This window comes from Streptomyces sp. CA-179760, assembly GCF_050937045.1.
Lineage (GTDB): Bacteria > Actinomycetota > Actinomycetes > Streptomycetales > Streptomycetaceae > Streptomyces.
The window spans coordinates 7069441-7094141 of record NZ_JBNJLZ010000001.1 but is presented as its reverse complement, the minus strand read 5'-3'; the positions used below and the strand labels follow the sequence as shown (position 1 = coordinate 7094141).

Here is a 24701-nt window from a genome sequence, read left to right as displayed (position 1 = left end):
GCCATTGTCCGCTGCCCCGCCCACGGCTCCCCGGTCACCCGTCTCGGGCGCCCGCAACGCTCGCGAAGCCGCCCCGGCCGAGCCGCCACGGGACCCGTTGTCAGTGCCGAGGTGCACGATGGACGCATGCCCAGCAATGCGCACCGAGCCCTGGACGGCTTCTCCCCCGCGACCCGCGCCTGGTTCACAGGTGCCTTCCCCGCGCCCACCACCGCCCAGGCCGGCGCATGGGGGGCCATCCAGGAGGGCTCGGACGTGCTGGTCGTCGCCCCCACCGGCTCCGGCAAGACCCTGGCCGCCTTCCTGGCCGCCCTGGACCAGCTCGCCTCGACCCCTCCCCCCGCCGATCCCAGGAAGCGCTGCCGGGTCCTGTACGTCTCGCCCCTCAAGGCCCTGGCCGTGGACGTCGAGCGCAACCTCCGCAGCCCCCTGACCGGCATCCGCCAGGAATCCGTGCGGATGGGCCTGCCCGAGCCCGAGGTCAAGGTGGGTATCCGCTCGGGCGACACCCCGGCCGCCGAGCGCCGCTCCCTGGCCACCCGCCCGCCGGACATCCTGATCACGACGCCCGAGTCGCTGTTCCTGATGCTGACCTCCGCCACGCGCGACGCGCTGACCGGTATCGAGACGGTGATCCTCGACGAGGTGCACGCGGTCGCCGGTACCAAGCGCGGCGCCCACCTGGCCCTCTCCCTGGAGCGGCTGGACGGCCTCCTGCCGAAGCCGGCCCGCCGCATCGGCCTCTCGGCGACGGTCCGCCCGGTCGACGAGGTGGCCCGCTTCCTGTCGCCCCAGCGCAAGGTGGAGATCGTCCAGCCGGAGTCGGGCAAGGAGTTCGACCTGTCCGTGGTCGTTCCGGTCGAGGACCTGGGCGAGCTGGGCGGCTCCCCGGTGGCGGACGGCTCGGAGGGCGCCGAGCGCCCGTCGATCTGGCCGCACGTCGAGGAGCGGATCGCCGACCTCGTCCAGTCCCACCGCTCCACGATCGTCTTCGCGAACTCCCGCCGCCTCGCGGAGCGCCTGTGCAACCGCCTGAACGAGATCGCGTACGAGCGGGCCACCGGCGAGCCTCTCGACGAGCACCACTCCCCCGCCGAGCTGATGGGCGGCTCGGGAGCCGTCCAGGGCGCCCCCAGGTCATCGCCCGTGCCCACCACGGCTCGGTCTCCAAGGAACAGCGCGCCTTGGTCGAGGAGGACCTCAAAGCGGGCCGGCTGCCCGCGGTGGTCGCCACCTCCAGTCTGGAGCTGGGCATCGACATGGGCGCGGTGGACCTGGTCGTCCAGGTCGAGTCCCCGCCCTCGGTCGCCTCCGGCCTCCAGCGTGTGGGCCGCGCGGGCCACCAGGTGGGCGCCATCTCCACCGGCGTCGTCTTCCCCAAGTACCGAGGCGACCTGGTCCAGGCGGCGGTGGTCACCGAGCGCATGCGCACCGGCGCCATCGAGTCGCTCAGGGTCCCCGCCAACCCCCTGGACGTCCTGGCCCAGCAGGTCGTCGCCATGACGGCTCTGGACACCTGGCAGTTCGACGACCTGCTGGCAGCCGTCCGCCGGGCCGCCCCCTTCGCCTCGCTCCCCGAGTCCGCCTTCACGGCGGTGCTCGACATGCTCGCCGGCCGCTACCCCTCCGACGCCTTCGCCGAATTGCGCCCGCGCGTGGTGTGGGACCGCGTCACCGGCGAGATCACCGGCCGCCCCGGCGCCCAGCGCCTCGCCGTCACCTCCGGCGGCACGATCCCCGACCGCGGTCTCTTCGGTGTCTTCCTCGCGGGTGCCGACCCCAAGAAGGGCGGCGGCCGGGTCGGCGAGCTCGACGAGGAGATGGTCTACGAGTCCCGCGTCGGCGACGTCTTCACGCTCGGCACCAGTTCCTGGCGCATCGAGGACATCACCCGCGACCGCGTCCTGGTCTCCCCCGCCCCGGGCGTGCCGGGCCGGCTGCCCTTCTGGAAGGGCGACCAGCTGGGCCGGCCGCTCGAACTGGGCCGGGCGCTGGGCACGTTCCTGCGCGAGGTCGGCTCCCTGCCCGAGGACGACGCCCGCCTCCGCCTCCTCGCCGCGGGCCTGGACGCCTGGGCGGCGGACAACGTGCTCTCGTACCTGACGGAGCAGCGCGAGGCCTGCGGCCACGTCCCGGACGACCGGACGATCGTCGTGGAGCGCTTCCGCGACGAGCTCGGCGACTGGCGGGTGGTGGTGCACTCCCCTTCGGCGCCCAGGTGCACGCCCCGTGGGCGCTCGCGCTCGGCGCCAAGCTCTCCGAGCGGTACGGCATGGACGCGCAGGTCATGCACGCCGATGACGGCATCGTGCTGCGCCTGCCGGACGCCGACCTGATGAGCCTGGACCTGCTGGACCAGGAACCGCTCAAGACGGGCCGGGAGTACGACGCCGATCAGGCCCCCGTGGGCGCCGCCGACGTGGTCTTCGACAAGGGCGAGGTCGACCAGGTCGTCACCGACCAGGTGGGCAGCTCGGCCCTGTTCGCGTCCCGCTTCCGCGAGTGCGCCGCCCGCGCCCTGCTCCTGCCCCGCCGCAACCCCGGCAAGCGCACGCCTCTGTGGCAGCAGCGGCAGCGCGCCTCCCAGCTCTTGCAGGTGGCGAGCGAGTTCGGCTCGTTCCCGATCGTCCTGGAGGCGGTCCGCGAGTGCCTCCAGGACGTCTTCGACGTCCCCGGGCTCGTCGAGCTGATGGGCGACCTGGAGTCCCGCAAGGTGCGCCTCGTCGAGGTCACGACCGCCGAACCGTCACCCTTCGCGCGGTCCCTCCTCTTCGGCTACGTCGCCCAGTTCCTGTACGAGGGCGACTCCCCGCTCGCCGAGCGCCGCGCCGCCGCCCTGTCGCTGGACTCCCGGCTGCTGGCCGAGCTGCTGGGCCAGGCGGAGCTGCGCGAGCTGCTCGACGCGGAGGTGCTGACCGAGCTGGAGCGCGAACTGCAGTGGCTCACCGAGGACCGCCGCGTCAAGGACGCCGAAGGAGTCGCGGACCTGCTCCGCCTCCTCGGCCCGCTCACGGATACGGAACTCGCCGAGCGGGGCGCTGAACCCCAGTGGGCTCAGGAGCTGGCCGGTGCCCGCCGTGCCATCCGGGTCCGGATCGCGGGCGGGGACCACTGGGCGGCGATCGAGGACGCGGGCCGGCTGCGCGACGCCCTGGGCACGGCCCTGCCGGTCGGTGTCCCGGAAGCGTTCACGGAGCCCGTCAAGGACCCGCTCGGCGACCTCCTCGCGCGCTACGCCCGCACCCACGGCCCGTTCACCTCGGCCACGGCGGCGAGCCGTTTCGGTCTGGGTGTGGCCGTCACCGAGGGCGCCCTCCAGCGGCTCAGCGCGGCGGGCCGGATCGTCCAGGGCGAGTTCCACCCGGCCGGGATCGGCCAGGAGTGGTGCGACGCGGCCGTGCTGCGCCGGCTGCGCCGCCGCTCCCTGGCCGCCCTGCGGCACGAGCTGGAACCGGTGGCGCCCGCCGCGCTCGCCCAGTTCCTCCCGCAGTGGCAGCACATCGGCAAAGGGCACTCCCTGCGCGGCGTCGACGGGCTGGTGCGCGCCATCGAGCAGGTGCAGGGCGCGTCGGTGCCGGCCTCCGCCCTGGAGAGACTCGTCCTGCCTTCCCGGGTCGTGAACTACACCCCGGGGATGCTGGACGAGCTCACCGCCGCGGGCGAAGTGGTGTGGGCCGGGGCGGGCTCGCTGCCCGGCAAGGACGGCTGGGTCTCCCTCTACCTGGCGGACGCGGCCCCGCTGCTCCTGCCGCCCCCGCACCCCTTGGAGCTGACCGCCCTCCACCAGTCCGTCCTGGACACCCTCTCCGGCGGCTACGGCCTGTTCTTCCGCCAGATCGCCGACCAGGTCCGCGCCACCACCCACCCCGACGCCACCGATCCCCAGCTGGCCGACGTGCTCTGGGACCTGGCCTGGTCCGGCCGCCTGACGAACGACACGCTCACCCCCATGCGCTCGCTGCTCGGCTCGGGCCGTACCGCCGGGTCCACGGCCCACCGCGCCAAGCGCGCGGTCCCGCGCGGCCGGTACGGCACCCTGACGGCCGCGGCCCGCCCCGCCGCGTCCCGCTCCGGTCCGCCGACCGTCGCCGGCCGCTGGTCCCTGCTCCCGTCCCACGAGCCGGACCTCACGGTGCGCGCCCACGCCCTCGCCCGCACCCTGCTCGACCGGCACGGCGTGGTGACCAGGGGGGCGGTCTCGGCGGAGGGCGTCGAGGGCGGGTTCTCGGCGACGTACCGCGTCCTGTCCGTCTTCGAGGAGAGCGGCCAGGCCCGCCGCGGCTATGTGGTGGAGGGCCTCGGCGCGGCCCAGTTCGCGATGGACGGCGCCGTGGACCGCCTGCGCGCGGTGTCCAACGCCCGCGACCGCGGCCAGGGCCTGCCAGGCCCCCACACGGGCCCCGACCTCGATCCGTTCCCGGCCCATGATTTCGCCGAGCCGGACGACGCGCCCCGCTCCAACGACCACACCGACGACCCGGGCCCCGACGGCCTCCCCGACTTCGGCCCCACCTACGACACACCAGCACCCCAGCCGTCTCCGGGCGACTACGTCTCGCCTCGCGACCACCCCCCGCAGGCCGCCCCGCCCTGGCAGAACGGCGGACGCGCGGCCTACGAAGCCGGGTTCCCGGGCCGCCGTACCCGCCCGGACCCCGCGTCCAGAGCCGTCGTCCTTGCCGCCGCCGACCCGGCGAACGCGTACGGCGCCGCCCTGGCCTGGCCCGAGCCCCCGACCGGCGCCGGGCACAAGCCGGGCCGCAAGGCGGGCTCCCTGGTGGTGCTCGTCGAGGGCGAGCTGACGCTCTACATGGAGCGCGGCGGCAAGACCCTGCTGGCCTGGGCCGCCGACCCGGACGGCGCCCCCACCGACGACCCCCGGCTGCGCACCGCGGCGGAGGCACTCGCCGCAGCCGCCCGCGCGGGCTCCCTCGGCACGGTCACGGTGGAGCGGGTCAACGGCACGCAGGCCCTGACCTCCCCCATCGGCACCCTCCTGGAAGGAGCGGGCTTCATCGCCACACCCCGCGGACTCCGCCTCCGCGCCTGACGCCCACCACTCCCGGCGCATGCGCGAACGCCCCGTGCCACCCTTGACCCATGCCCGAAGGTGACACGGTCTGGCAGACCGCGAAGCGGCTGCACGGCGCCCTCGCGGGCAAGGTGCTGACCCGCAGCGACCTGCGGGTGCCCCGGTTCGCCACGGCCGACCTCACGGGCCGTGCGGTCCTCGACGTCACCCCGCGCGGCAAGCACCTCCTGACCCGCGTGGAGGGCGGCCTGACGCTCCACTCCCATCTGCGGATGGACGGCTCCTGGAAGGTCTACGCGAACGGCCGGCGATGGACCGGCGGCCCCGGCCACCAGATCCGCGCGATCCTCGCGAACGCCGACAGCACAGCCGTCGGCTACCGCCTCCCCGTCCTGGAACTCCTGCGCACCACCGACGAGCACCGCGCGGTGGGCCACCTCGGCCCGGACCTCCTCGGCCCGGACTGGGACCCCGAGCGGGCCCTCGCCCATGTCCTCCAGGACCCCGCCCGCCCCTTCGGGGAAGCCCTGCTCGACCAGCGCAATCTCGCCGGCATCGGCAATGTCTACAAGAGCGAGCTCTGCTTCCTGCTCGGCGTCACCCCCTGGCTCCCCGTGGGCGACCTGCCCGCCGAACGCACCGCGAAGCTGCCCGCGCTGGCCAAGAAGCTGCTGGAGACCAACCGCGACCGCCCGGTCCGCAGCACGACGGGCCGCCACGGCCAGGACCTCTTCGTCTACGGCCGGGCTCCCCGCCCCTGCCTGCGCTGCGGTACCTCCGTACGCGTCGCCGACCAGGGCGACGGCTCGCGCGAACGTCCGACCTACTGGTGTCCCACCTGCCAGCCGGGCCCCGCCCCGGCCCCGGCCAGACGCATCCGGCCCGCCCCAGGCAATTGACGACCCGTCAGATCCGCTCGTACGGTCCTTGCATGCCCGTCACGGCGTACGACCTCACCGGCCGCAGCGCGTTCGTCACCGGGGCCGCGAGCGGTATCGGCCGCGCCTCGGCCCTGCTGCTCGCCGAGGCGGGCGCGACCGTGCACTGCGCGGACCGCGACAGCGAGGGGCTGCACGAGACGGCGACCCTGATCAAGGACACCGGCGGCACGGCCCACCCACACCTCCTCGACGTCACCGACCGCTCCCAGCTGAAGCAGGCCATCACCTCCTGCGAACGCCTCGACGCCCTGGCCGCGATCGCCGGCATCATGCACAGCAGCCCCGTACTGGAGACCCGGGACGAGGACCTCGACCGGGTGCTCGACGTCAACTTCAAAGGTGTGCTGTACACCTGTCAGGAGGCGGCCCGACTGATGATCGCCACCGGCACCCGGGGCAGCATCGTCACCATGGCCTCGGGCGCCGTCGACACCGGCGGTCCCGGGCTGCTCTGCTATGGCGCGGCGAAGGCGGCAGTGGTCCAGCTGACGAAGACCCTCGCGACGGAGGTCGGCCGACACGGTATCCGCGTCAACGCGGTCGCTCCCGGCTGGATCCGTACGCCGATGACCGACCGCCACGACAGCGAGGCCCAGACCCACACGGAGTCCTTCATGGCCCGCATGTCACCCCTGGGCCGGGTGGGTGAGCCCGAGGACATCGCTCACGCGGTCCTGCACCTGGCATCCGACGCCTCGGCCTTCACCACAGGCCAGATTCTCCGCCCGAACGGGGGTGTGGCGATGCCGTGGTAGCGCGGGTCCGACGATCACCCCGCACGCGTCCCGCGTTCACCCCGCACCCCCCACACCCTCCGCCACCGCCCCGAACCGAGCACACCACTCGCCCTCCCCTTCGGCACACAGTGCACCGGCAACACGCTCAGCCCCCATCCCCCGGCCACGACCGCCGCCTCCAGCTCCCCGGCCGCGGGCACGACCGCCAGCCGGAGCACGGCCCACCACCACAGCAACCCCAGGCCGAGCACGGCTCCGCGGATCCCCCAGCCCCAGGCCCCCAGCGCCCTATCCCCGCCATGGCCGACACCTCCAGCCCGACGCTATTCGGCCGCTCGGACCCGCGGGCAGGGCGCACCAACGGCACACAGGCGCACCGCGCACCACTCGAAGCCGGGCGGCATCGCACCCGGCCGGCCTGTCACCCGGTTCCGTCACCCGTTCTCGGCCTGGAACATCCAGTGATGCTTCTCCAGTTCCGCTGTGATCCCGATGAAGATGTCCTGGCTCACCGGGTCCGGCTCGCCTGTCGCCTCGACCCGCTCCCGCATCCGCGCGATCACCGCGCCCAGCGCCTCCACGAGCGTCCCCACGGCGGTCGTGTCATCGACCCACCCTTCGGGGGTCACGCCGATTCCGCTGCCGACGGCCACCGTCGCGGCACGTCCGTCGGGCGAGATACCGAGCGCCGCGGCACGCTCCGCCACGGTGTCGGAGTACTTCCGCGCGGTGTCGACGACCTCGTCGAGCTGGAGATGGACTGAACGGAAGCGCGGTCCCACCACGTTCCAGTGGATCTGCTTCGCCACGAGCGCGAGATCCACCAGGTCGACCAGCGCACCTTGCAGCGCCTCCGACACGGTCTTCAGGCTCGCGTCGGACAACGGGCTCTTCACGACGTACATCCGCACCTCCGTGGACTGGCCCCCGCCATCCCCTCAACGATGACCGCCGTACGCCACACCAGCAAACGCACATGAAAAAACGGGCGTCCGACGGCGGACTGTCCGCGCGCAAGCAAAAACCCCGGGCGGGCACCCCTCCGGATCTCCCGGAGAGGCCCGGCCGGGGCCTCAGCACTTCTCAGCGCCTGATCGGCGCCGTTCGCTTCATACCGCGTACGCGAAAACGCTCACGCGGCGACGACGTCCACCGCCTCGGCGGGCGCCTTGATGGTCACCCGCTCCGGTGGCACACCGGTCACCGAAACGGAACCCAGCATCGGGCGAACCGGCGTGGGTACAGGCTCGCTGGGGGTGGCCGCAGCAGACTGAGCCAGCTCGGCGAGGGCGAGCTCATCGCTCACTTCCCGCATGAGCTCGGACATCCGTACGTCCAGCGCGTCGCAGATGGCGGAGAGCAGCTCGGAGGAAGCCTCCTTCTGCCCCCGCTCCACCTCGGAGAGATAGCCGAGTGAGACTCGGGCGGACGAGGAGACTTCGCGCAGAGTACGGCCCTGGCGCTGGCGCTGCCGACGCAGCACGTCACCCAGCAGGCGACGGAGCAGAATCATCGGTGGCTCCCTCCTCGGACCGCGTAGCCGCATCCATTACGCCCCACCGTACCGCCTTGCGCCGCGGCCGTGCGGGGAGCGATGTCGTGTTCACTCAGGGCTGCAAACATCAAAACCCCCCGTTCCGTTCCGTATCCTGTGTCCGCTCATTCCCAGTCTGTTCGCCCGCAAGCTCCTTCAGGAGCAGTGCGAGTACGCTCCGTACACTCTCTCTACGAATTTCCTCGCGGTCGCCGTTCAACCGCAGAGCCTTCACTTTTCCGCCGCGGGCAGAACCGGAATCGCCCCCGAAGGGCCCCTCCAGGGTGCCTGTGACGCTCTGGAGGTTGATGTGACGTCCGCCGCCGCTACGAGGCCACCGGTCAACGACTCCGAGACGGCGAGCGCCCGGCCCTTCACCGTGAGTAGTCGCACCACGTAAGTGGCCGTGGAACTCACGCTTCCTTCTCCTCCAACGCGGCCTTGCGCTCGGCGATTCCCTGCCTGCGCAGCACAATGGCCTGTTTCACATAGTCGAGCCCGGTCACCACGGTCAGCACGACCGCAGCGGCCATCACCCACCACCTCAAGGTGGCCAGCCACCCCGTCAGCGCCAGCACATACATGCCCACGGCCACGCCCTGGGTGAGGGTCTTGAGCTTGCCGCCGCGGCTGGCGGGGATGACGCCGTACCGGATGACAACAAAACGCAGGAGGGTGATCCCGAGTTCCCGCCCGAGGATGACGCCGGTCACCCACCACGGCAGATCCCCGAGCGCCGACAGGCAGATCAGCGCCGCACCCATGATCGCCTTGTCGGCGATGGGGTCGGCGATCTTCCCGAAGTCGGTGACCAGGTTGTACGTGCGCGCCAGGTGACCGTCGAAGATGTCCGTGATCATGGCGATGGCGAAGGCCGCCCAGGCGAGGGCGCGCCACGCCGGGTCGTACCCGCCGTCCGCGAGCATCAGCGCCACGAAGGCCGGCACGAGGACCAGCCGGAGCATGGTCAGGAAATTGGCGATGTTCCAGACACTGGCCTGGTTGACGGCCGCCGCCGTCAGCTTCCCGCCCCGCGCACCCTTGTCTTCACCCTGGGCGTCGACGCCGGCCCCGTCCGAGCTCTCACCGACGAAAGCCCCACTGCCACTCGCACCGTGCCCCGCACCGGACGTCCCGCCCTCGGCCGACCTCGCGGCCGTACGGCCGACCGCCGACCCGGGCACCTGCCCCGAGGCCGCACCGGCCGCGGCCCTCCTCGCGCCGGAGGCGCCTCCCGCCGCAGCTGCCGGGACACCGGTCATCTGCCCGCCTCCTCACTCCACGCAGGCGACGCGAACGAACCCTGCAGGGGCTCGGCCACCAGGTCGACACCCTCCGTACCGACCACCTTCGCCTCGACCATACGACCGGTGCGGAGTCCCGCGCCGCTCGTGAGCTGCACCTGGCCGTCCGTCTCGGGCGCCTGGTGCGCGGCGCGGCCGTACACGCCCTCCTCGTCGACAGACTCGACGAGCACGTGCAGCGTCTGGCCGACGCGCTCCTCGGCGCGCTGTGAGACGAGCTCCTCGGCCAGCCGCGAGACCCGGGCCAGCCGCTCGGCGACCACGTCCTCGTCGAGCTTGTTCTCGTAGGTCGCCGCCTCGGTGCCCTCCTCGTCGGAGTAGCCGAAGACGCCGATGGCGTCCAGCCGCGCGCCGTTCAGGAACCGCTCCAGTTCGGCGAGGTCGGCCTCGCTCTCGCCGGGGAAGCCGACGATGAAGTTGGAGCGCACACCGGCCTCGGGCGCCTTGCTCCGGATGGTGTCGAGCAGCTCCAGGAAGCGGTCGGTGTCGCCGAAGCGGCGCATCGCGCGCAGCACGCCGGGCGCGGAGTGCTGGAAGGAGAGGTCGAAGTAGGGCGCGACCTTCGGGGTCGACGTCAGGACGTCGATCAGGCCGGGCCGCATCTCCGCGGGCTGGAGGTAGCTCACCCGGACCCGCTCGATGCCGTCGACCTCGGCGAGCTCGGGCAGCAGCGACTCCAGCAGGCGGATGTCGCCCAGGTCCTTGCCGTAGGAGGTGTTGTTCTCGGAGACCAGCATGATCTCCTTCACGCCCTGCTCGGCCAGCCAGCGGGTCTCGTTCAGCACATCGCTCGGGCGGCGGGAGATGAACGAGCCGCGGAAGGACGGGATGGCGCAGAAGGAGCAGCGCCGGTCGCAGCCGGAGGCGAGCTTCACGGAGGCGACCGGGGTGCCGTCGAGGCGACGGCGCAGGGGCGCGCGGGGACCGGAGGCCGGAGCGAGGCCTTCCGGAAGGTCGGCCGGGGCGTGCCCGGGCAGGGCGACCTCGGCGGCTGACTCCTGTCGCTCCGCCGGGCTGATCGGCAGCAGCTTGCGCCGGTCGCGCGGGGTGTGCGAGGCGTGGATGCCGCCGTTGAGGATGGTCTGGAGCCGGTCCGAGATGTCCGTGTAGTCATCGAATCCGAGCACGCCGTCCGCCTCGGGGAGGGCCTCGGCGAGTTCCTTGCCGTACCGCTCGGCCATGCAGCCCACCGCCACCACGGCCTGGGTTCTGCCGTGCCCCTTGAGGTCGTTGGCTTCCAGGAGGGCGTCGACGGAGTCCTTCTTGGCGGCCTCGACGAAGCCGCAGGTGTTCACGACGGCGACGTCCGCGTCCTCGGCGTCCTCCACGAGGTGCCAGCCGTCGGCCTCCAGACGGCCTGCGAGCTCCTCCGAGTCCACCTCGTTACGGGCGCAGCCAAGGGTGACCAGTGCGACGGTACGGCGTTCAGGCATGGGCTCAAGAGTACTTCGTCCCGCTGACACCCCACGTCGACGGGGTTGGCCGATCCCGGCCAACCCCGTACGTCGGACACCCCTGGGGCGCGGTCACCCGGCCTCGGGGTCGCCCTTCGTGTACGTGAGACGTTCCACGGACCCCGGCTGGAAGTCGTCCTCGATCTTCTTGCCGTTGACGAAGAGGTCGATCGCGCCGGCGTCCCCGAGGACGAGGTGCACCTTCGAGCTGTCCTGGAAGGTCTTGGAATCGCCCTGCTTGAGGACGCCGTCGAAGAGCATCCGGCCGTTGTGGTCCTTGGCGGCGATCCAGCTGCGGCCGTCGGCGGCGGCCACCCGGACCGTCACCTTGTCCTGAGGCGCGGCCGCGATGGCGCTGTCGGAGGGTTTGGGCTTGGGTTCGGCGGGCTTCTTGGACTTGGTGGTCGGGGAGACGGACGCACCGGGCGTGGAGCCGTCGGCCACATTGGCCTCGCCGGCGCCGTCGTCGCCGCCCTGGAACATGGTGAACCCTACGAAACCGATCACGACGACGATCGCGGCGACCATGGCCGCGGTCCAGTTCGGGCCCCGCCGCTCCGGACGGATGCGTTCCGCCTCGAACAGGGGAGCCGCCGGGGTCGGCGCGGGACGGCCGCCGTGCGTGTCGCCGTACTGGGCGAGCAGCGGCGCGGGGTCGAGATGGACGGCCTTGGCCAGGGTCCGGATGTGCCCGCGGGCGTAGACGTCCCCACCGCAGGCGGTGAAGTCGTCGGCCTCGATGGCGTGCACGATGTTCATGCGGACCCGGGTGGCGCTACTGATGTCGTCGACGGTCAGTCCGGCTGCGATACGCGCCTGCTGCAGGACACGGCCGATGGAGGGGCGGGCTTCCTCGCGGTCGTCTTCGACGCGCTCGTCTTCGAACGGACGCTCGTCTTCAGGGGAGTTGCCGATGGACACGGGGGCGCCTTTCGAGCGTGTAGCCGCCTGTGCTGGAAGTTCAGTCTAGGGGGGGTGTGAAAGGGTGGGGCAACCGGGCGGAGTCACTTTGTACGCCATCGGAATGGCCCGACATTCCGATGGTGGGGTCGGTGCTTTTCGCCTCCCTCAACTTGACGTACGCCGGAGGGAAACGGTTGCTCAATGACTCCTAACGGGTGAGTCACGATCCGGACACCCGGCCCGGTTGCCGTACCCGCCCCGCGAGGCGACCGCCGCTTCCCTACCCTTCAGACTCCCCCCGGATCAGCGCGAGCACGCCATCCAGCTCATCAGGCTTCACAAGAACGTCACGTGCCTTGGAACCCTCGCTCGGTCCGACGATGTTCCGGGACTCCATCAGGTCCATCAGCCGCCCGGCCTTGGCGAAGCCGACACGCAGTTTGCGCTGGAGCATGGACGTCGACCCGAACTGCGTGGAGACGACCAGTTCGGCCGCCTGGCACAGCAGGTCGAGGTCGTCACCGATGTCCTCGTCGATCTCCTTCTTCTGCTTGGTGCCGACGGTGACGTCGTCCCGGAAGACGGGTGCCATCTGGTCCTTGCAGTGCTGGACGACACCCGCGATCTCCTCCTCGGTCACGAAGGCGCCCTGCATACGGGTCGGCTTGCTGGCCCCCATCGGCAGGAACAGCCCGTCGCCCTTGCCGATGAGCTTCTCGGCACCCGCCTGGTCGAGGATGACGCGGGAGTCCGCCAGCGACGAGGTGGCGAAGGCGAGCCGCGACGGCACGTTCGCCTTGATCAGACCGGTGACGACGTCGACCGAGGGCCGCTGCGTGGCGAGGACCAGGTGGATGCCGGCCGCGCGCGCGAGCTGCGTGATGCGCACGATCGCGTCCTCGACGTCCCGCGGCGCGACCATCATCAGGTCGGCGAGCTCGTCCACGATGACCAGCAGATAGGGGTACGGCTGGAGCTCCCGCTCGCTGCCCTCGGGCGGCTTGACCTTGCCCTCGCGCACGGCCCGGTTGAAGTCGTCGATGTGCCGGTATCCGTAGGCCGCCAGGTCGTCATAGCGCAGATCCATCTCGCGTACGACCCACTGGAGCGCCTCGGCGGCCCGCTTGGGGTTGGTGATAATCGGCGTGATCAGGTGCGGGATGCCCTCGTAGGCGGTCAGCTCGACCCGCTTCGGGTCGACGAGGATCATCCGGACGTCCTCCGGGGTCGCCCGCATCATGACCGAGGTGATCAGGCAGTTGATGCAGGACGACTTGCCGGATCCGGTGGCGCCGGCGACCAGCATGTGCGGCATCTTCGCCAGCGAGTGCATGACGAAGCCGCCCTCGACGTCCTTGCCGAAGGCGACCAGCATCGGGTCGTCGTCCTCCGCGGACTCCGCCAGACGGAGTACGTCACCGAGGTTGACCATCTCCCGGTCGGTGTTCGGGATCTCGATGCCGACCGCGGACTTGCCGGGGATCGGGCTGATGATCCGTACGTCCGGGGAGGCGACGGCGTAGGCGATGTTCTTGGTCAGCGCGGTGATCCGCTCGACCTTCACCGCGGGTCCGAGCTCCACCTCGTAGCGCGTGACCGTCGGCCCGCGAGTGAAGCCGGTGACACTGGCGTCCACCTTGAACTCGGTGAAGACGGTGGTCAGCGACTCGACGATGGCGTCGTTGGCGGCGCTGCGGGCCTTGCCCGGGCCACCGCGCTCCAGCAGATCGAGCGACGGCAGGGAGTACGTGATGTCCCCGGAGAGCTGCAACTGCTCCGCACGCGCGGGCAGGTCGCGGGGCTCGGAGGGCGGGGCCTTGGTGAGGTCCCGGACGCCCGCCCTCGGCTTCTCCCGCTCGGGCTCGTCCTTCTTGAGCTTCTCCTGCCTGGGCTTGGCCTTGTCCTGCTGGGGGCGTGCGGCCGGGACGGGCGTCGGCGTGGTCGCCTCGCGGTCCCCTACCGTGACGCCCTGGGTGAGGTCGGCGACGATCGGCGAGGGCGGCATCCCGTGCATGACGGCACCGTCGAGCGCGGCGGCGGCCGCGGCGGCGACGTCCACGGCGTCCATGGGCCGGTTCATGTCCGGCTGCGGCACGGCGGACCGGCGGGGACGGCCGCGGCGCCGGGAGAGAGCCTCCTGCTCGGCAGTGTCGGGGTCGTACTCCGCGGGCGCCGGCGCGCGCCTGCCCCGCGGCCTGGCGGGCAGTGCCTCCCGCCACTGCTCCTCGTAGCGCTCGTCGTCCTCGCCGAACTCGTCCTCGGCCGGATCCCGGACGATCCCGAGCCGCATCCCGAGCAGCCGCAGCCGCTGCGGAATGGCGTTGACGGGAGTGGCCGTGACGACCAGCAGCCCGAAGACCGTCAGCAGCACGAGCAGCGGCACGGCGAGCACATGGCCCATGGCGTACGACAGCGGCGTCGCCATGGCCCAGCCGATGAGCCCGCCGGCATCCCTTATGGCCTGCATGCCTGCGCCACGCGCGGGCGAGCCGCAGGCGATGTGGATCTGGCCGAGCACGCCGATGACGAGCGCCGACAGGCCGATGACGATGCGTCCGTTGGCCTCGGGCTGCTCCGGATGGCGAATGAACCGCACGGCGATGACCGCGAGCAGTATCGGCACGAGCAGGTCGAGCCGGCCGAAGGCACCGGTCACCAGGATCTCGACCAGATCGCCCACGGGGCCCTTCAGGTCGGCCCAGGTGCCGGCGGCGACGATCAGCGCGATGCCGAGCAGCAGCAGCGCGACACCGTCCTTGCGGTGCGCCGGGTCGAGGTTCCTGGCGCCCTGCCCTATGCCGCGGAACACGGCGCCGACGGCGTGTGCGACGCCGAGCCACACGGCACGCACGAGCCGGTAGATGCCCCCGGTCGGGCTGGGTGCCGGTTTGGGCGCGGGCTTCTTCGCCGCGGCCTTCTTGGCGGGCGCCTTCTTCGCGGGAGCCTTTTTGGCAGCGGCCTTCTTCGCCGGAGCCTTCGCGGAAGCGGCCGCCTTCTTCGCGGGCGGCTTCTTGGCTGCGGAGGAACGTGAGGCCATGGGTGTGAGGTTACCGGTGGAGACGGCAGGGGACACGTGTGCCTGCGGCTTCACCCGTTCGTGTCGCTCCGGGAGAGGCGCGAAACTGACGCGCGTTCATGGACGGGCAACCACGCCCGCCCGCGCGTCAGTTCTGCGAGGACACCGAAGGTGTGCTCCCGGTGCCCGGCTCCAGCGCGTCCAGCGCCCGCCGCAACCCCGTGAGCTTGCGCTCAAGATGAGCCGCCGTGGCCACCGCGGCCGCGTCCGTCGACTCGTCGTTCAGCTGCTTGGTCAGCGCCTCGGCCTGCTCCTCGACGGCCGCGAGCCGCGCCGAGAGCTCCGCGAGCAGCCCGGCCGACTCCTTGGCCTCGCCGCCCTCGCTCTTGTCGCCGCCCTCCAACTGGAGCCGCAGCAACGACGCCTGCTCACGCAGCTGGCAGTTCTTCATGTACAGCTCGACGAAGACGGAGACCTTCGCGCGCAGCACCCACGGGTCGAACGGCTTGGAGATGTAGTCGACCGCGCCCGCCGCGTAACCCCGGAAGGTGTGGTGCGGGCCGTGGTTGATCGCCGTGAGGAAGATGATCGGGATGTCCCGGGTCCGCTCACGTCGCTTGATGTGCGCCGCTGTCTCGAAGCCGTCCATGCCCGGCATCTGGACGTCCAGCAAAATGACCGCGAAGTCGTCCGTGAGCAGCGCTTTGAGTGCTTCCTCCCCGGACGATGCCCGCACCAGCGTCTGATCGAGCGCAGAGAGGATCGCCTCCAGCGCCAGCAGATTCTCCGGCCGGTCATCGACCAGGAGGATCTTGGCCTTCTGCACCATGGCCCGCCCTCCTCGCCCCGGCGTGGGGCCTCCCCTGTCCGCAGGACCTGGGGACGCACCGGTCGGTGCCGCCCCAGGGGACGACTCCCTTACGTCGCCCGTCCTTGTGCCGGTCATCGTAGCCGCACCCTGCCTGTCGCCACACCCTGTCACCGTGATGTCACTGTGCACGTAGCGGAAACGCGGCAGGAGACCAGAAGGTTCCCCAGATCTTGTACTTCTACACGACTATGCGCACATCGAGTCGGCAACTCCGCGTGAACACCGAACCTTCCCCGCACGGTTGCGCGACGACCCGATGTTCCCCTCATTCCCCTCGCATCCACTGATCCATCACCGCGAGCAGGTGATCGGGGTCGACCGGCTTCGTGACGTAGTCGGAGGCACCCGACTCGATCGCCTTCTCCCGGTCGCCCTTCATGGCCTTCGCGGTCAGCGCGATGATCGGCAGCCCGGCGAACTGCGGCATCCTGCGGATCGCCGTGGTCGTCGCGTACCCATCCATCTCGGGCATCATGATGTCCATCAGGACGACCGCCACATCGTCGTGCTGCTCCAGCACCTCGATGCCCTCTCGGCCGTTCTCGGCGTACAGCACGGACAGGCCGTGCTGCTCCAGGACACTGGTCAAGGCGAACACGTTGCGGATGTCGTCGTCGACGATGAGGACCTTCTCACCGCCGAACCGGATGCCGCGGTGCGTCTTCGGCGCCAGTTCCCGCTCGGAGGGCGTCCACTGCTCCGGCGGCGCGGGGCGCGCCTCCAGCTCGGGCATCCTGCGGCGCCGCCGGAACAGGGCCGCCGGTCCGTTCTGCGTGTCGCGGTACGACTTCACCTCGGCCGGCGTGTCGACCTCCGCCTCGGACAGCTCGGACAGGTCGGACGACGGCGCCACCAGGTCACCGACCTCCAGGGCGGGCAGCTGCTGCTGGTAGCCCTGTGGCGGCAGTTCGCTGGGGTGCAGCGGCAGGTACAGCGTGAACGTCGAGCCGCGGCCCGTCTCGCTCTGCGCGTAAATCTCACCGCCGAGCAGCTGGGCGATCTCCCGCGAGATGGACAGCCCGAGGCCCGTACCGCCGTACTTGCGGCTGGTCGTGCCGTCGGCCTGCTTGAACGCCTCGAAGATCACCCGCATCTTGCTGGAGGCGATACCGATGCCGGTGTCCGTCACGGAGAACGCGATCAGCTCGGCGTCCGGGTCGGTCAGCGACCCGGTCTCCAGCAGCTGCGCCCGGATCCGCTGCGGCACATCGTCCCGCGCCGGCCTGATGACCAGCTCCACCGACCCCGAGTCGGTGAACTTCACCGCGTTCGACAGCAGGTTGCGCAGCACCTGCAGCAGCCGCTGCTCATCGGTGTGCAGCGTGGCGGGCAGCTCCGGCGACACCCGCACCGACAGGTCAAGGCCCTTCTCCGCGGTCAGCGGACGGAAGGTGGCCTCCACGTAGTCCACGAGCTGGACGAGCGCGATGCGCGTCGGGGAGACGTCCATCTTGCCCGCCTCGACCTTCGACAGGTCGAGGATGTCGTTGATGAGCTGGAGCAGGTCGGAACCGGCCCCGTGGATGGTCTCGGCGAACTCGACCTGCTTCGGGGAGAGGTTCCCCTCGGCGTTGTCGGCGAGCAGCTTGGCCAGGATCAGCAGCGAGTTGAGCGGCGTACGCAGTTCGTGCGACATGTTCGCCAGGAACTCGCTCTTGTAGCGCATCGACACGGCGAGCTGCTCGGCGCGCTCCTCCAGGACCTGGCGCGCCTCCTCGATCTCGGTGTTCTTCACCTCGATGTCACGGTTCTGCTGGGCCAGCAGCTCGGCCTTCTCCTCCAGTTCGGCGTTGGACGCCTGGAGGGCCTTCTGCCGCTGCTCCAACTCCGCCGACCGTTCACGCAGTTGCTCGGTCAGCTCCTGCGACTGCGCCAGCAACAGCTCGGTCTTGGTGTTGACGGAGATGGTGTTGACGCTCGTCGCGATCATCTCGGCGATCTGGTTGAGGAAATCCTTCTGGATCTGCGTAAAGGGAGTGAAGGAGGCCAACTCGATGACCCCGAGCACCTTGCCCTCGAACAGCACCGGCAACACGATCACCTGCGCGGGCGGTGCCTCACCGAGCCCCGAGGAGATCCTCAGATAGCCGCTGGGCGCGTTCTCCACGAGGATCGTGCGCTTTTCCGTGGCGGCCGTCCCGATGAGCGCCTCACCGGGCTGGAACGACGTCGGCATGGAGCCCATCGAGTAGCCGTACGAGCCGAGCATGCGCAGCTCGTACTGGTCGTCGCCCGCGGGGTTCTTGTCCTCGCCGTCGACGAGCGGCATCGCCAGGAAGAACGCGCCGTGCTGCGCGGACACCACCGGCGTCAGCTCGCTCATGATCAGCGAGGCCACGTCCTCCAGGTCACGGCGGCCCTGCATCAGCGCGGAGATCCGGGCCAGGTTGCCCTTGAGCCAGTCCTGCTCCTTGTTGGCGATCGTGGTGTCACGCAGGTTGGCGATCATCTTGTTGATGTAGTCCTGGAGCTCCTGGATCTCCCCGGACGCGTCCACGTCGATCTTCAGGTTCAGGTCGCCACGGGTCACCGCGGTCGCCACGCGCGCGATGGCACGCACCTGCCGCGTCAGGTTCCCGGCCATCTCGTTCACGGACTCGGTCAGGTCGCGCCACGTCCCGTCGACGTCACGCACGCGTGCCTGCCCGCCGAGCTGCCCTTCCGTACCCACCTCGCGGGCGACCCGGGTGACCTCCTCGGCGAAGGAGGACAGCTGGTCGACCATCGTGTTGATGGTCGTCTTCAGCTCCAGGATCTCGCCGCGCGCGTCGATGTCGATCTTCTTCGTCAGGTCACCCTTGGCGATGGCCGTGGTCACCATGGCGATGTTGCGCACCTGGCCGGTCAGGTTGGAGGCCATGCCGTTCACGGACTCGGTCAGGTCCTTCCACGTACCGGCCACGCCCGGCACATGCGCCTGCCCGCCGAGGATGCCGTCCGTACCCACCTCACGGGCCACCTTGGTGACCTGCTCGGCGAACGAACTCAGCGTCTTCACCATCGTGTTGATGGTGTCGGCGAGCTGCGCGACCTCACCGCGCGCCTCGATGGTGACCTGCCGTGTCAGGTCACCGCTGGCGACCGCCGCCGAGACCTGGGAGATGTTCCGCACCTGTGTGGTGAGGTTCTTGGCCATCAGGTTGACGTTGTCGCTCAGGTCCTTCCAGATGCCCGTGACACCCGGCACGTGCGCCTGTCCGCCCAGGATGCCCTCGGTGCCCACCTCCCGGGCCACCCGGGTCACCTGCTCGGCGAAGGAGGACAGCTGGTCGACCATGGTGTTGACGGTCGTGACGAGCTCGAGGATCTCGCCCTTGGCGTCCACGGTGATCTTCTTCGACAGATCGCCCCGGGCGACCGCGGTCGTGACCTCGGCGATGTTGCGCACCTGGATGGTCAGGTTGTTCGCCATGCCGTTCACGGACTGGGTGAGGTCCTTCCAGGTGCCGGAGACACCCTGCACCTCGGCCTGACCACCCAGGATGCCCTCCGTACCCACCTCGCGGGCCACACGCGTGACCTCCTCGGCGAAGGACGACAGCTGGTCCACCATCGTGTTCAGGGTGTTCTTCAGCTCGAGGATCTCCCCGCGCGCGTCCACGGTGATCTTCTGCGACAGGTCACCCCGGGCCACCGCCGTGGCCACCTGCGCGATATTGCGCACCTGGCCGGTCAGGTTGGACGCCATGCCGTTCACGGAGTCCGTCAGGTCACGCCACACACCGGCCACGCCCGGCACCTGCGCCTGACCGCCCAGCCGGCCGTCCGTACCCACCTCGCGCGCGACCCGGGTCACCTGGTCGGCGAAGGCCGACAGCTGGTCGACCATCGTGTTGATGGTGTTCTTCAGCTCGAGGATCTCCCCGCGCGCGTCCACGTCGATCTTCTGCGACAGGTCGCCCCGCGCCACGGCCGTCGTCACCTGCGCGATGTTGCGCACCTGGGAGGTGAGGTTGCCGGCCATCGAGTTGACGGAGTCGGTGAGCTCCTTCCACGTGCCCGAAACACCGTCCACCCGGGCCTGACCGCCGAGGCGGCCCTCCGTGCCCACGTCCCGGGCCATCCGCGTCACCTGGTCGGCGAAGCTCGACAGCTGGTCCACCATCGTGTTCACGGTGTTCTTCAGCTTGAGCATCTCGCCGGAGACGTCGACGGTGACCTTCTGCGAGAGGTCGCCGTTGGCCACCGCCGTCGTCACCTGGGCGATGTTCCGCACCTGTCCGGTGAGGTTCCGGAACGCCGTGTTGACGGAGTCCGTCAGGTCCTTCCATGTCCCGGCCGCACCGGGCACCTGTGCCTGGCCGCCCAGCTCACCCTCGACACCGATCTCCCGCGCCACACGCGTCACTTCGGCACCGAAGGAGGACAACTGGTCGACCATCGTGTTGACGGTGTTCTTCAGCTCCAGCATCTCGCCGGCCACGTCCACCGTGACCTTCTGCGACAGATCACCATTGGCCACCGCCGTCGTGACGGCGGCGATGTCCCGCACCTGAGTGGTCAGATTCCGGAAGACCGTGTTCACCGAATCGGTGAGGTCCTTCCACGTCCCCGCCGCACCCGGCACGTTCGCCTGACCGCCGAGCTGCCCCTCGGCCCCGACCTCGTTGGCTACACGCGTGACCTCGTCGGCGAAGATCCGTAGCGTCTCGGTCATCTGGTTGATCGTGTCGGCGAGCTGCGCGACCTCACCGCGCGCCGGCACGGTCACCTTGCGCGACAGGTCACCGTTGGCGACCGCGGTCGTCACCTCCGCGATCCCGCGCACCTGGGCCGTGAGGTTCCCGGCCATGGTGTTCACCGAATCGGTCAGTTCTTTCCACACACCGGCGACGCCCGGCACCTGCGCCTGACCGCCCAGCGCACCCTCGGTGCCCACCTCACGGGCCACACGGGTCACCTCGGAGGAGAACGCCGACAGCTGGTCCACCATCGTGTTGACGGTGTTCTTCAGCTCCAGCATCTCGCCGGCCACCTGGACCGTGACCTTCCGGGACAGATCACCCTTGGCGACCGCCGTCGTCACCAGCGCGATGTCCCTCACCTGGGCCGTCAGCCGGTACGCCATCGTGTTGACCGAGTCCGTGAGATCCCGCCACGAACCCGACATGCCACGCACACGTGCCTGACCGCCCAGCTTGCCCTCGGTGCCCACCTCACTGGCCACACGCGTGACCTCGTCGGTGAACGTCGACAGCTGGTCGACCAGGTTGTTGACCGTCCGCCCGACCTTCAGGAACTCGCCGCGCAGGGGATGCCCGTTGCCATCCGGAGCCTGCGTCCGCAACTCCATACGCGGCGACAGATCACCCTCGGCCACCGCGGACAGCACCCGGCTGACCTCGGAAACCGGCCGCACCAGATCGTCCACCAGGGCGTTCGAGTTGTCGATCGCCGTCGACCACGAGCCCTCGCAGGCCCCGGTCTCCAACCGCTCGGTCAGCTTGCCCTCACGGCCCACCATCCGCCGCACCCGGGCCAGCTCGCCCGTCAGATGCAGATTGCGGTCGGCCACTTCGTTGAAGACGGCCGCGATCTCGGCCATCACGCCGTCCCCGGACACCGTGAGCCGCTTGCGGAAGTTCCCGTCCCGCATCGAGACCAGGGCCGCCATCAGACGGTTCAGGGCCGCCGTGTCCACCTCGGTGGTGCCATTGCGCGCTTTGCCCTGGTTCCCCGGGGACTGTTTGCCCTGGTTGCTCGGGGACTGTCCGCCTTTCGCGCGCGTCTTCGTGCCACGCGTCGCTGCGCCAGACTCCACTGTGTCCCTCCCGCAGGGGTCGACCGTCACTGCTGTGCTCGGGTACCGCGCTCGGCGTACCAGTTACTACTGCGTATTCTCTGCCCTGCATATCAGGCTCTTGCCAGAGGGCTGCTGCCCGCCGTACGCCTCGGGCACTCAGCCTGCCCGGACCTTCACAAGAAGCTTGCCCAGTGTTTCACCCTGGCCGAACCAGGCCATAACAGTTCGGCAGCTTCGCACATCGTCCGCACACCCTCCGGACGGAAACACTGCAGACCGGCATCCGAATGGACCGCGAAGGTAAGTAACCTTGCATCCGGCTGTCCAGCCGCGCCGGTCCGTCCGGCCTGGGCGGTGGCACGAAGACGAGCGGGCATCGGAGGGGCGGCCGCACACATGACCACCGGACTGATCCCGGGGGACAGCCCCCGGACCCCCGGCCGACGGGCAGCCTGCCGCAACAGCGGCGCGAGCCGGTCGGCCACGCAGCCCAGCACGTCGAGAACCGGTCAAGGAGTTCTGTGATCACCGCGCGCGCGGCCGCCAGTTTCGAGCCCGTCGGGCGCTCGGTCGCGAGCGCCCGCTCCTTCGTCCGCGACACCCTCCAGGGCTGGGGCTTCGCCGACATCGTCGACGACGCCGTGGTTCTCACGAGCGAACTGGTGACCAACGCCGTGGTCCACGCCGGCACCTCCGCCGACCTGCTGTGCCTGCGCAGCGACGAGGGCGTGCGCATCGAGGTGGCGGACCGGTACCCCGAGCGGGAGATCCCGCTCCAGGCCACGGCCATCAACATGGGCAGCCCCGACCGCGAAGGCGGCCGCGGCCTCCAGCTCTGCGCGGCCCTCGCCGGCCGCTGGGGCGTCGAGTACACCCCGACGCACAAGACCGTCTGGTTCCAACTCGACCTGCCCGCACGCGCGGTGGGCACCCGAGCGGCCGGACCGGCCCTCCCCGCCGCCCTCCTCCCCCTCGCCGACGGCCGGGTCCGCGTGGCCGTCATCCAGATCGACCGCGTCGGCCACATCACCGCCTGGAGCGAGGACGCCGAGGAACTCTTCGGCTACCCGGCCGAGCAGGTCACCGGCAAGCCCCTGACCGACCTCGCGGCCTGGCCGCACACCCCGGGCACCAGCACCGGCGTCGCCGAGGCACTCCAGCTCTCCCGCTGGGAGGGCAGCTACGGCATCCGCGCCGCCACCGGCCGCGTCACCCCGGTCTACGCCTCGCACCTGCGCGTCCGTGACACCGGCGGCGAGCCGTCAACCGTGTGCCTCCTCGTGAGGGACCACGAAAGGGCCGTTCTGCAGACGCCCCTGCGCGTCCCCGCCTCCGACACCTCGACCACCTCCGAGGGCCAGAGCACCGACCCCTTCGAGGTGTTCATCGGCTCCCCCGCCCCGGACGACCTGGACGGCCTCCTCCAGCGCACGGTGGAACGCGCCCGCGACATGCTCGACGGCGACTCGGCCTTCCTCCTGCTCGCGACCGACGACGAGACGGAACTGGAGGTGCGCGCCTCCACGGGCCTGCCCTCCGCCCGTCAGCGCTTCGCCCGTGTCCCCGTCGAGGCGGGCCCCGGCCGCTACGGCTCAGCCCGCATGCCGGCCGTCCACGAGGATCTGACGGCGGTCCCCGGCGCGGTGCCCCTGCTGAACAGCACGGGCATGCGCTCGGTCGTCACCGTCCCCCTGAAGGTGGAGGGCCGCCTCACGGGCTCCCTCGGCGTCGCCGCCGAAGCCCCCGGCAGATACAGCAACGAGGAGGCGCTGCGCCTCCAGTTCGCCGCCGACCGCATCGCGCTCGCCGTCGAATCGGCCCGCCTGGGCGAACTGGAACGCCTGCGCCGAGGCTCCCTGAGCTTCCTGGTCGAGGCGTCCGACCTGCTGGCCGGCACCCTGGACCGCGACCAGACCCTGGCCCTGATGGCCCAGATGACGGTCCCGACCCTCGCTACCTGGTGCGCCGTCTACACGATCGCCGACCAGGCCTCCGAGCCGTACCTCTCGTACGTCCTGCACGAGGACGAGGAACTCATCGACGGCATCAAGTCCCTGTTGTCGAAGGTCCCTCCGCCCGACCCGGTCCCCACCCCCGGCGCCCGCGTCTGGACAGCCCCCGCAGAGGTGGCCCACCAGGCGGCGCTGCGCACCTCCATGCGCAGCCTCGGCCTCAGCGGCGGACCCACCCACCAGGTCACGACCGGCATCGGCCCGACCCTCGCCACAGCCTCCGCCGTCGGCGGCGAGACGGTCGTCCTCCCCCTGGTCGCCCGCAACCGCGTCATCGGCATGCTGACCCTCGGCAAGCCGACCGACGAACACTTCCGCCAGGAAATCCTGGAACTCGCCGAGGACCTCTCCCGCCGCGCCGCCCTGGCCTTGGACAACGCCCGCCTCTACTCGGAGCGCACGGCGATCAGCCAGGCCCTCCAGCGCAGCCTCCTGCCCCCGGAGCTCCCCGTGATCGCGGGCGTCGAGGTCGAGGTCATCTACCGCGCCGCCGGCGAGGGCAACGAGGTCGGCGGCGACTTCTACGACGTCTTCCCCATCCGCGACGGCGCCTACGGCTTCGCCATCGGCGACGTCTGCGGTACGGGCCCGAACGCGGCGGCGGTCACCGGCCTGGCCCGCCACGCCCTGCGCCTCCTGGCCCGCGAGGGCCTCAGCGGCCCGGCGGTCCTGGAACGCCTCAACTCCGCGATCCTCGACGAGGGCGCCCGCAGCCGCTTCCTCACCCTCCTCTACGGCGAGATGCGGCCCCAGGAGGACGGCAGCGCGGAACTGAAGGTCGTCTGCGCCGGACACCCGCTCCCGCTGCGCCTGCGCCAGGACGGCTCGGTCGAACCGGCAGCCGAACCCCAGCCGCTCCTCGGCGTCATCGAGGACCTGGAGCTGTACGAGCAGACGGTCACCCTCGACCCGGGCGACGTCCTCCTGTGCGTCACGGACGGCGTCACCGAACGCCGCGAAGGCGCCCGCATGCTGGGCGACGACGGTCTCGCCGACGTCCTCACGACCTGCACGGGCCTGACAGCCGGAGCGGTAGCGGCCCGCATCATGCGCGCGGTGGAACGCTTCGCGTCGGACGCCCCGTCGGACGACATGGCGATCCTGGCCATGCGCGTCCCGGGCCTCCACAAGGACTAGGACATGCGAAAGGCCCC

Annotated in this window: 10 protein-coding genes and 3 pseudogenes; 4 read left to right on the top strand and 9 right to left on the bottom strand. The window is 70.7% G+C overall.

Annotated elements, in window-relative coordinates; genetic code table 11:
• Positions 1–126 precede the first annotated feature (126 nt).
• From ACQEV8_RS32325 to ACQEV8_RS32315, 3 genes and pseudogenes are all read left to right on the top strand, one after another.
• Positions 127–5050, top strand: a pseudogene (locus ACQEV8_RS32325) (ATP-dependent helicase).
• A gap of 50 nt (positions 5051–5100) precedes the next feature.
• A complete protein-coding gene (locus ACQEV8_RS32320; protein WP_432967187.1) occupies positions 5101–5931 on the top strand; it encodes an Fpg/Nei family DNA glycosylase in 831 nt (276 codons plus the stop codon).
• 32 nt (positions 5932–5963) lie between these two features.
• Positions 5964–6728 (top strand): SDR family NAD(P)-dependent oxidoreductase, encoded by a 765-nt coding sequence (locus tag ACQEV8_RS32315; RefSeq protein WP_432967185.1) that lies wholly within the window; start codon positions 5964–5966, stop codon positions 6726–6728.
• Positions 6729–7144: 416 nt separating this feature from the next.
• Here the strand turns inward: ACQEV8_RS32315 and ACQEV8_RS32310 are convergent, their stop codons facing one another.
• The 9 genes and pseudogenes from ACQEV8_RS32310 to ACQEV8_RS32270 all read right to left on the bottom strand — a co-directional run bounded on the left by ACQEV8_RS32310 (position 7145) and on the right by ACQEV8_RS32270 (position 21553).
• Complete coding sequence (locus ACQEV8_RS32310; protein ID WP_432967183.1) at positions 7145–7615, bottom strand: Dps family protein; 471 nt, start codon at positions 7613–7615, stop codon at positions 7145–7147.
• A 227-nt stretch (positions 7616–7842) separates the two neighbouring features.
• On the bottom strand, positions 7843–8223 hold the full coding sequence (locus tag ACQEV8_RS32305) for a helix-turn-helix domain-containing protein (protein ID WP_003993396.1): 381 nt from the start codon (positions 8221–8223) through the stop codon (positions 7843–7845).
• 109 nt (positions 8224–8332) lie between these two features.
• Positions 8333–8661: pseudogene (locus ACQEV8_RS32300) on the bottom strand (hypothetical protein).
• Complete coding sequence (pgsA, locus tag ACQEV8_RS32295; RefSeq protein ID WP_432967180.1) at positions 8658–9506, bottom strand: CDP-diacylglycerol--glycerol-3-phosphate 3-phosphatidyltransferase; 849 nt, start codon at positions 9504–9506, stop codon at positions 8658–8660. The pseudogene ACQEV8_RS32300 and the gene pgsA overlap by 4 nt, the downstream one beginning before the upstream one ends.
• Positions 9503–10981 (bottom strand): 30S ribosomal protein S12 methylthiotransferase RimO, encoded by a 1479-nt coding sequence (gene rimO / locus ACQEV8_RS32290; protein WP_432967178.1) that lies wholly within the window; start codon positions 10979–10981, stop codon positions 9503–9505. The genes pgsA and rimO overlap by 4 nt, the downstream gene beginning before the upstream one ends.
• 93 nt (positions 10982–11074) lie before the next feature.
• Positions 11075–11923 (bottom strand): helix-turn-helix domain-containing protein, encoded by an 849-nt coding sequence (locus ACQEV8_RS32285; RefSeq protein ID WP_432967176.1) that lies wholly within the window; start codon positions 11921–11923, stop codon positions 11075–11077.
• Between the two features lie 262 nt (positions 11924–12185).
• A complete protein-coding gene (locus ACQEV8_RS32280) occupies positions 12186–14942 on the bottom strand; it encodes a DNA translocase FtsK (RefSeq protein ID WP_432967174.1) in 2757 nt (918 codons plus the stop codon).
• 127 nt (positions 14943–15069) lie between these two features.
• Positions 15070–15750, bottom strand: a complete 681-nt coding sequence (locus tag ACQEV8_RS32275) for a response regulator (protein WP_432967172.1) — start codon at positions 15748–15750, stop codon at positions 15070–15072.
• Positions 15751–16057: 307 nt separating this feature from the next.
• Positions 16058–21553 carry a HAMP domain-containing protein gene (locus ACQEV8_RS32270; protein WP_432967170.1) on the bottom strand — a complete coding sequence of 1832 codons (5496 nt, stop codon included), beginning with the start codon at positions 21551–21553 and terminating at the stop codon, positions 16058–16060.
• 378 nt (positions 21554–21931) lie between these two features.
• On the opposite strand from ACQEV8_RS32270, the pseudogene ACQEV8_RS32265 reads away from it, so the two are divergent.
• Positions 21932–24684 (top strand): annotated as a pseudogene (locus tag ACQEV8_RS32265) (SpoIIE family protein phosphatase).
• Positions 24685–24701 lie beyond the last annotated feature (17 nt).

Bases quoted from the DNA above. Each gene is read 5' to 3' on its own strand.
- ACQEV8_RS32320 (WP_432967187.1), top strand. From the start codon at position 5,101: ATGCCCGAAGGTGACACGGTCTGGCAGACCGCGAAGCGGCTGCACGGC.
- ACQEV8_RS32315 (WP_432967185.1), top strand. From the start codon at position 5,964: ATGCCCGTCACGGCGTACGACCTCACCGGCCGCAGCGCGTTCGTCACC.
- ACQEV8_RS32310 (WP_432967183.1), bottom strand. From the start codon at position 7,615: ATGTACGTCGTGAAGAGCCCGTTGTCCGACGCGAGCCTGAAGACCGTG.
- ACQEV8_RS32305 (WP_003993396.1), bottom strand. From the start codon at position 8,223: ATGATTCTGCTCCGTCGCCTGCTGGGTGACGTGCTGCGTCGGCAGCGC.
- pgsA (WP_432967180.1), bottom strand. From the start codon at position 9,506: ATGACCGGTGTCCCGGCAGCTGCGGCGGGAGGCGCCTCCGGCGCGAGG.
- rimO (WP_432967178.1), bottom strand. From the start codon at position 10,981: ATGCCTGAACGCCGTACCGTCGCACTGGTCACCCTTGGCTGCGCCCGT.
- ACQEV8_RS32280 (WP_432967174.1), bottom strand. From the start codon at position 14,942: ATGGCCTCACGTTCCTCCGCAGCCAAGAAGCCGCCCGCGAAGAAGGCG.
- ACQEV8_RS32275 (WP_432967172.1), bottom strand. From the start codon at position 15,750: ATGGTGCAGAAGGCCAAGATCCTCCTGGTCGATGACCGGCCGGAGAAT.